General features: G+C 68.2%; 8 protein-coding genes. All 8 read right to left on the bottom strand.

Annotated elements, in window-relative coordinates; genetic code table 11:
- Nucleotides 1-1,196: bifunctional tetrahydrofolate synthase/dihydrofolate synthase (gene folC, locus G3N62_RS33165; protein ID WP_206141450.1), on the bottom strand; the 1,196-nt coding region annotated here is incomplete at its 3' end.
- Between the two features lie 100 nt (nt 1,197-1,296).
- Complete coding sequence (gene accD, locus G3N62_RS33170) at nt 1,297-2,169, bottom strand: acetyl-CoA carboxylase, carboxyltransferase subunit beta (protein ID WP_006484412.1); 873 nt, start codon at nt 2,167-2,169, stop codon at nt 1,297-1,299.
- A gap of 62 nt (nt 2,170-2,231) precedes the next feature.
- Entirely contained in the window at nt 2,232-3,047 is an 816-nt protein-coding gene (gene trpA / locus G3N62_RS33175; RefSeq protein WP_034185817.1) for a tryptophan synthase subunit alpha, read from the bottom strand.
- Nucleotides 3,048-3,143: 96 nt separating this feature from the next.
- Nucleotides 3,144-3,995, bottom strand: a complete 852-nt coding sequence (locus G3N62_RS33180) for a site-specific DNA-methyltransferase (RefSeq protein ID WP_124668863.1) — start codon at nt 3,993-3,995, stop codon at nt 3,144-3,146.
- Nucleotides 3,996-4,004: 9 nt separating this feature from the next.
- Nucleotides 4,005-5,198: a tryptophan synthase subunit beta gene (gene trpB / locus G3N62_RS33185; RefSeq protein ID WP_124668862.1), complete on the bottom strand. Its 1,194-nt coding sequence runs from the start codon at nt 5,196-5,198 to the stop codon at nt 4,005-4,007.
- Between the two features lie 54 nt (nt 5,199-5,252).
- On the bottom strand, nt 5,253-5,951 hold the full coding sequence (locus G3N62_RS33190; protein WP_034185814.1) for a phosphoribosylanthranilate isomerase: 699 nt from the start codon (nt 5,949-5,951) through the stop codon (nt 5,253-5,255).
- Complete coding sequence (gene truA / locus G3N62_RS33195) at nt 5,948-6,760, bottom strand: tRNA pseudouridine(38-40) synthase TruA (RefSeq protein ID WP_185733017.1); 813 nt, start codon at nt 6,758-6,760, stop codon at nt 5,948-5,950. Before truA ends, G3N62_RS33190 begins: the two co-directional genes overlap by 4 nt.
- Nucleotides 6,760-7,871: FimV/HubP family polar landmark protein (locus tag G3N62_RS33200; RefSeq protein WP_277399660.1), on the bottom strand; the 1,112-nt coding region annotated here is incomplete at its 5' end. The genes G3N62_RS33200 and truA, both read right to left, overlap by 1 nt.

Genomic DNA, 7,871 nt, shown 5'->3' on the forward strand with positions numbered 1-7,871 from the left:
GCCGGCGACGCGTAAAGCGTCACGCTCGAATCGGGCCCCTCCTCCACGCCGGCCTTGCGCAGCACGGCTTCGAGCTGCTCCGCCGCTGCCGCGCGCGGCAGCGGCAGGTCGGTCACGCACCAGTGGTCGATCTCGCCCTTCAGGTGCTGCAGCACGCCGTCGATGTCCTTGTCGTGCATCGCGCCGAACACCGCATACGTGTACGGGAAGAAGCCCATGTTGCCGAGGTTCTGCTCGAGCACGGCCGCGGCGTGCGGGTTGTGCGCGACGTCGAGCACGATCGCCGGCTTGCCGGGCAGCACCTGGAAGCGCCCCGGCAGCTCGACGTTCGCGAGCCCGAGCCGGATGTCCTGCGCGGACACCGGCAGCACCGGGCGCAGCGCCTCCAGCGCGGCGAGCGCGGCCGACGCATTGATCAGCTGATTCGCGCCGCGCAGCGCCGGATACGCGAGCGCCGGATAGCGCTTCTCGCGGCCGAGGTAGCTCCATTGCTGGCGCTCCGCGCCCGCCTGCGCCTCGTAGCGGAAATCGCGGCCGACCAGCCACAGATCGGCGCCGATCGCCTCGGCGTGGTCGATCAGCGTTTGCGGCGCGGCCGGATCGCCGCAGATCGCCGGCTTGCCCGCGCGGAAGATCCCGGCCTTCTCGAACGCGATCTTCTCGCGCGTGTCGCCGAGGTATTCGGTGTGGTCGATGTCGATGCTCGTGACGATCGCGCAATCGGTATCGATGATGTTGACCGCATCGAGCCGGCCGCCGAGGCCGACCTCGAGGATCACCGCATCGAGCCCGCGCGACGCGAACAGGTGCAGGATCGCGAGCGTCGTGAATTCGAAATACGTGAGCGACACGGGCGCGGGCAGCGACGTGCGCGCGGCCTCGACGGCCTCGAAATGCGGCAGCAGTTCGTCGTCGGTGACGTTCTGCCCGTTCACGCGGGCGCGCTCGTTGAATTCGAGCAGGTGCGGCGACGTATGGCAGCCGACCTTGTAGCCCGCGCGCACGAGGATCGTCTCGAGGAACGCGCAGGTCGAGCCCTTGCCGTTCGTGCCGCCGACGGTGATGACGGGGCACGCGAATTCGAGCTGCAGCGCCGCCTTGACCTGCCCGATACGGGTCAGGCCCATGTCGATGCCGACCGGGTGCGCGCGTTCGAGGTGCGAAAGCCACGCGTCGAGAGTGGGAAAAGTGCTCATCGGATCAAATCTGGATCGGTACCGCCACTACGCCAAAAAACGAAGCGCGCCGCCTGACGCTGAAGCCAGGCGACGCGCAGAGTTCACAACCTTGCGCCGGTCAAGCCAGCGCGTCGGCCGGCTGTCGCTGCAGCAGCGCGAGCAACTGCGCGATTTCGTCGCGCATCTTGCGACGGTCGACGATCATGTCGATCGCGCCCGTCTTCAGCAGGAATTCGGCGCGCTGGAAGCCTTCCGGCAGCTTCTCGCGAACCGTCTGCTCGATCACGCGCGGGCCGGCGAAGCCGATCAGCGCCTTCGGCTCGGCGATCACGACATCGCCGAGGAACGCGAAGCTTGCCGACACGCCGCCCATCGTCGGGTCGGTCAGCACCGAGATGAACGGCAGCTTCGCTTCGGCCAGCTTGGTCAGCATCGCGGTGGTTTTCGCCATCTGCATCAGCGACAGCAGGCTTTCCTGCATCCGTGCGCCGCCCGACGCCGTGAAGCAGATGAACGGCACGTGCTGCTCCAGCGCGTTCTGCGCGCCGCGCGCGAAGCGCTCGCCGACGACCGAACCCATCGAGCCGCCCATGAACGAGAACTCGAAGCAAGCCGCGACGACCGGCAGCGTGTGGATCGCCCCGCCCATCACGACCATCGCGTCGGTCTCGCCCGTCTCGTCCATCGCTTCCTTCAGACGATCGGGGTACTTGCGGCTGTCCTTGAACTTCAGCGTGTCGACCGGCACGATTTCCTGACCGATTTCATAACGGCCTTCCGGATCGAGCAGCCCGTCGAGGCGTTCACGCGCGCCGATGCGCATGTGGTGATCGCACTTCGGGCACACGTGCAGGTTCGCATCCACGTCGTTGCGGTACAGCACGGCCTCGCAGGACGGGCACTTGACCCACAGGCCTTCCGGAATGCCCTTGCGGCTTTTCGGATCGGTCTGCTTGATCTTCGGCGGCAACAGTTTGTCGAGCCAGCTCATCGTATGGTTTCCTGTTCCGTGGCGGGCCGGGCCGACTGGCCCGCCCGCTTCCTGTGTTGTGTTTATCGCGCCGCCTTGCCCGCGCCGTCCAGGGCGGCACGCAGCTCGGCGATGAAGGTCTTCAGCGCGGCGGCGGCGGCGTCCGGCGCAGCGCTCTCGAGCAGCTGCACGAGGCGGCTGCCGATCACGACGGCGTCCGACACTTCGGCCACCGCACGCGCCGTTTCGGCGTCGCGGATCCCGAAGCCGACGCCCACCGGAACCGGCACGCGCGACTTGATGGCCGGGATTTTACCCGCAATGCTCGAAACATCCAGATTTCCCGCGCCGGTCACGCCCTTGAGCGACACGTAATACACGTAGCCGCTCGCGATCTTGCCGACATCGGCGATACGTTCGTCGGTCGACGTGGGCGCCAGCAGGAAGATCGGATCGATCTGCGCGGCACGCATCTTTTCGGCGAATACGCCCGCCTCTTCCGGCGGATAGTCGACCACCAGCACGCCGTCGACACCGGCCGCATGCGCGTCGGCCGCGAACGCGTCGACGCCCATCCGCTCGATCGGGTTCGCATAGCCCATCAGCACGACGGGGGTTTTGGGGTCGGTCTCGCGAAAACGCTTCACGTCGGCGAGCACGCTCTTCAACGTGACGCCGCGCGCGAGCGCGCGCTCCGACGAGCGCTGGATCACGGGGCCGTCGGCCATCGGGTCCGAGAACGGCACGCCGAGCTCGATCACGTCCGCGCCGCCGGCGGCGAGCGCGTGCATGAATTCGACGGTTTTCGCGGGATCGGGGTCGCCGGCCGTGATGAACGGGATCAGGCCCTTACGGCCTTGTTCGGCGAGCGCGGCGAAGGTCTGCTGAATACGGGACATGGCAATTTTCCTGTGTCGATCCGGAGTGGGCGCGTCAGCGCTTGCTCCGGCCCCATACAAAGTATGGCGTTGCGTTCGGCGATGCGGCGGCGCGATTCACGCGCACGCCGGCGCGGCGAGCGCGCTGACGCGCTCGTGCGCGATCGCGCAATAGCTTTCGTTGATCTCGTAGCCGACGAAGTCGCGCCCCTGCCGTGCGCAGGCCACCGCGGTCGTGCCGCTGCCCATGAACGGATCGAGCACGCGGCCGCCCGGCGGGCAGCTTGCGAGCACCATCCGCTCGATGATTTCCAGCGGCTTCTGGGTCGGATGATCGACGCGCTCCGCGTGCTGCCGATGCAGGCGCGAGACCGACCAGACGTCCTTCGGGTTGTAGCCCATCTCCAGCCACTTGCTGCCTTCGAACAGCTTGCGCGAGCGGGCCTTCTTCGTATCGGCGTCGTACGGGATGCGGACCGGATCGAGATCGAAGTAATACGCTTTGGAAACCGCGAAAAAGCCGATGTTGTCGTGCACCGACGTGAAACGGCGCGTCGTGCCGCCCATGCTCGGCACGCGCCGGTCCCAGATGATCTCGTTGACCATCGTGAGCTTCGTCTTCAGGAAACTGAAGATTTCCGGCGCGTACTGCCACGTGCAGAAGATGTACATCGACCCGCTCGGCTTCAGCTTCGGAATCGCGAGCTCGAGCCACTCGCGCGTCCACGCGAGGAAATCGTCGCCCGAACGCTTGTCCGAATCGTTGCCGTAGTCCTTGCCGAGCCCGTACGGCGGATCGGCGACGATCAGGTCGATCGACGCGTCCGGCAGGTGCGCGGCATCGGTCAGGAAATCGCGGTTATGCAGCTCGATACCGGACGGCAGCGCGCGCGGCGCGGCGGCGGCGGGTTGAACCGCCTCCGCCTCGCTCGCGCCGCCGCCGCCCGGCTCTTCGATCAGGTCACGCATCGGTCGGGGTCAGAGGTCGATGCCCGATCGCTCGGCGACCGTGTGCATGTCCTTGTCGCCGCGGCCCGACAGGTTGACGAGCAGGATCTTGTCCTTCGGCAACGTCGGCGCGAGCTTCACGCCATACGCGATCGCGTGGCTCGACTCGAGCGCGGGGATGATCCCCTCGATCCGGCAGCAGTCGTGGAACGCCTTCAGCGCTTCGTCGTCGGTGATCGGCACGTACTGCGCGCGGCCGCTGTCCTTCAGCCAGGCGTGCTCGGGACCGACGCCCGGATAGTCGAGGCCCGCCGATATCGAATGCGTCTCGATGATCTGGCCGTTGTCGTCCTGCAGCAGGTACGTGCGGTTGCCGTGCAGCACGCCCGGGCTGCCGGCGATCAGCGACGCCGCGTGATGGCCCGTGTCGAGGCCGTCGCCGGCCGCCTCGACGCCGATCAGCTGCACCGATTGATCGTCGATGTACGGATAGAAGATCCCCATCGCGTTCGACCCGCCGCCGACGCAGGCGATCACCGCGTCGGGCTGCCGGCCCGCGAGTTCGGGCATCTGCACCTTGCACTCGTCGCCGATCACGCGCTGGAAGTCGCGCACCATCATCGGGTACGGATGCGGGCCCGCGACCGTGCCGATGATGTAGAACGTGCTCTCGATGTTCGTGACCCAGTCGCGCATCGCTTCGTTCAGCGCGTCCTTCAGCGTGCGCGAGCCCGACTCGACCGGCACGACCGTCGCGCCGAGCAGCTTCATCCGGTAGACGTTCGCGGCCTGCCGGCGCACGTCCTCGGCGCCCATGTAGACGATGCACTCCATCCCGAAACGCGCGCAGATCGTCGCGGTTGCGACGCCGTGCTGGCCCGCGCCGGTTTCGGCGATCACGCGCTTCTTGCCCATGCGCTTCGCGAGCAGCGCCTGGCCGATCACGTTGTTGATCTTGTGCGCGCCGGTGTGGTTCAGGTCTTCGCGCTTCAGGTAGAGCTGCGCGCCGCCGAGCATCTCGCTCCAGCGCTGCGCGTGGTAGATCGGCGACGGACGGCCGACGAAATACTTCAGTTCGCGCTCGTATTCGGCGACGAAGCCGGGATCGTTCCGGAATTTTTCATACGCGTCGCGCAGTTCGTCCAGCGCGTGAATCAGCGTCTCGGCGACGAACACGCCGCCATACGGGCCGAAGTGGCCGCGATCGTCAGGAAGGTTGTACATGATGTCTCTCTCGATCGGTCGGGGCGTCCCGCTTTCGGGGCCACACCGCTTGCATCACCGGGCGTCCGCTTCGCGCACCGCGCGTACGAACGCCGCCATTCGGGCGTGATCCTTCACGCCCTTTGCGCCCGCTACTTCGATGCCACTCGAGACATCGACAGCAAACGGACGCAGCTGGCGGATCGCATCACCGACGTTTTGCGCGCTCAAGCCACCACTCAAAACGGCCCGATGCGCGAGCTCTGCGGGAATAAGAGACCAATCGAAGACCTTGCCGCTACCGCCGTAATCCGGCACCAGGGTGTCGAACAGGAGGCCGCGCGCTTTCGAATAATGAAGAGCCGATTCTACCAAATCGGACGGCTGCGTCGAGGGGCCGACGCGCACCGCGCGCAACCACGGCAGCCGTGCCGCGCGGCCGAGCGCGTCGCACTGCTCCGGCGTCTCGTCGCCGTGGAACTGCAGCATCGTCAGCGGCACGTCGCGCACGACGGCCTCGATCTCGGCTTCGGTCGCGTTCACGAACAGCCCGACCACCGACACGAACGGCGGCGCGAGGCTCGCCAGCTCGGCCGCCTGCGCGAGGGTCACCGCGCGCGGGCTTTTCGGGTAGAACACGAGGCCGATCGCATCGGCGCCGAGCGCCGCCGCGTGCAGCACGTCCTCGGGGCGCGACAGCCCGCACAGCTTGATGCGCGTGCGCGGCGCCAGGCCGGCGGCGGAAGGCGGGGAAGACACGGCTTGATCCGTCATGATTGAGGGTCCAGATCGGCCCAGACGCTGCTCCACGGCACGCTGCCGAGCTGCGCGGGCGGGACGGCGAATTCCGCCGGGTAGCCGACGTGGGCCAGATACAGCCCGTCGGCCATGAACGTGGGCGCCGCCAGGTTGCGATCGCGCCCGGCCAGCACGTCGGCGAGCCAGTCGACCGGATAGCGGCCGCGCCCGACCGCGACGAGGCAGCCCATCAGGTTGCGCACCATGTGATGCAGGAACGCGTTCGCGCGGAAGCGGAAATGGATGAAATGCCCCGCGCGCCGCACGTCGATCTGATACAGGTGTTTGACCGGCGTCTTCGACTGGCATTCCGACGACCGGAACGACGAAAAATCGTGCTCGCCGATCAGGTGCGCAGCGGCGGCGCGCATCGCGTCGTCGTCGAGCGGCGTGTGGATCCAGCCCGCACGCCCGGCCAGCATCGGCGAGCGCACGGGATGCACGTACAGCGCGTAGTAATAGGTGCGCTCGAACGCCGAGAAACGCGCGTGGAACGTGTCCGGCATCGGCTTCGCCCATTGCACCGAGATGGTCGGCGGCAGGAACGCGTTGGTGCCGCGCACCCACGAGAACACCTCGCGTTCGAGCCCGGTGTCGAAGTGCACGACCTGCCCGAGCCCGTGCACGCCGGTGTCGGTCCGGCCAGCGACCGTCGTATGCAGCGGCACCCGCGCGAACTCGGCCAGCGCGTGCTCGAGCCGGTCCTGCACGGTCTTGCCGTGCGGCTGCGCCTGCCAGCCGCAGAACGCCGCGCCGTCGTACTGGATGCCCAGTGCGATCCGCATCACGCCTCGTCCGCCAGTTTCGCGAGCAACGCGCGCGCATCGTCGCGCGTCGCGGTGTCGTTCGCGTCGATCACTTCCTGCAGCAGCGTCCGCGCGCCGGACAGGTCGCCCAGTTCGACGTACTCCGACGCGAGATCGAGCTTGTTGCGCGCGATGCGCGCGAGCTCGTCCGCGGTCAGCGCGGGCAGCGCGGCGCCCGGCGCGGACGGGAGGTCGAGATCGAAATCGAGCTTCAGCGCGCCGAACTGCGCGCCGCCGAGCGGCGGCAGCGACGGCAGCGGAGGCGGGCTGCCCGCGTGGCCGGCGGGCGTTGCCGCGTCCGGATCCCAATCGTACTCGTCGTCCTGGTCGGCCGGATGTTCCGGGGTCGGATGGCTCACGCCAATCGGCGGATGCGATTCGACTTGACCGTTAGTTGCGATTTCATCGATATCCGACTGCCCTGCCCGCGCGGACAGCTCGTCCGGCGTCAGCGGTACGTCATCCGACGTTCGCGGCGGCAACGGCATGTCGAGGCTGTTCAGCGCGCTGATCGCGTTCTGCATCAGCGTCGCGTGCTGCGCGTCGGCCGCCGAAGGCGCGGCAGGCATGTCGGCCGACTTGGCAGCGGCCGTTTCGGCCGGTTCTGCGCCGTGCGCAGCCTGAGCCGGCGCCACCTCGTTCACCGGCGCCACGGCCGCTTGCGCGGGCGGCAATCCGAGCTGCTCATCATGCGGCTTCGTGGCCTCCGGCGCCGACGGTGCCTCGGCGACAGCCGGCTCGACCGTTTCAGCCGCGGCGGCAGTCGCCGCGGCAAGATACTGATCCGACGCCGCGTCGCGCGCGACCGGCATCTCGGGCAGGATCGGCAACTCGCGGTCGAGCGACGGCGCCGCTTCGGCCTCCGGGGCCGCGGCAGTACCGGCTGCAGCGGCCGCCGCACCCGCATCGCCCGTCTCGCGCCCCTTCCTGCGCTTGCGCCACGCAAAGCCGGCCGCGAGCACGATCACGGCCGCGCCGGCCACGGCGGCCGGACGCCAGTCCATCTGCTCGGTACGGCGCGCCGGCGTCGCGACAGGAGCGGCCGGTCGCACAGGCGCCGATGCCGATGCCGATTGCGCCGCGCAATCGG

It is taken from the genome of Burkholderia sp. Tr-20355 (assembly GCF_017104685.1).
Lineage (GTDB): Bacteria > Pseudomonadota > Gammaproteobacteria > Burkholderiales > Burkholderiaceae > Burkholderia > Burkholderia seminalis.

Excerpts from the sequence above, each read along its gene's own strand:
- accD (WP_006484412.1), bottom strand. The coding sequence starts at position 2,169 with ATGAGCTGGCTCGACAAACTGTTGCCGCCGAAGATCAAGCAGACCGAT.
- trpB (WP_124668862.1), bottom strand. The coding sequence starts at position 5,198 with ATGTACAACCTTCCTGACGATCGCGGCCACTTCGGCCCGTATGGCGGC.
- trpA (WP_034185817.1), bottom strand. The coding sequence starts at position 3,047 with ATGTCCCGTATTCAGCAGACCTTCGCCGCGCTCGCCGAACAAGGCCGT.
- G3N62_RS33180 (WP_124668863.1), bottom strand. The coding sequence starts at position 3,995 with ATGCGTGACCTGATCGAAGAGCCGGGCGGCGGCGGCGCGAGCGAGGCG.
- G3N62_RS33190 (WP_034185814.1), bottom strand. The coding sequence starts at position 5,951 with ATGACGGATCAAGCCGTGTCTTCCCCGCCTTCCGCCGCCGGCCTGGCG.
- truA (WP_185733017.1), bottom strand. The coding sequence starts at position 6,760 with ATGCGGATCGCACTGGGCATCCAGTACGACGGCGCGGCGTTCTGCGGC.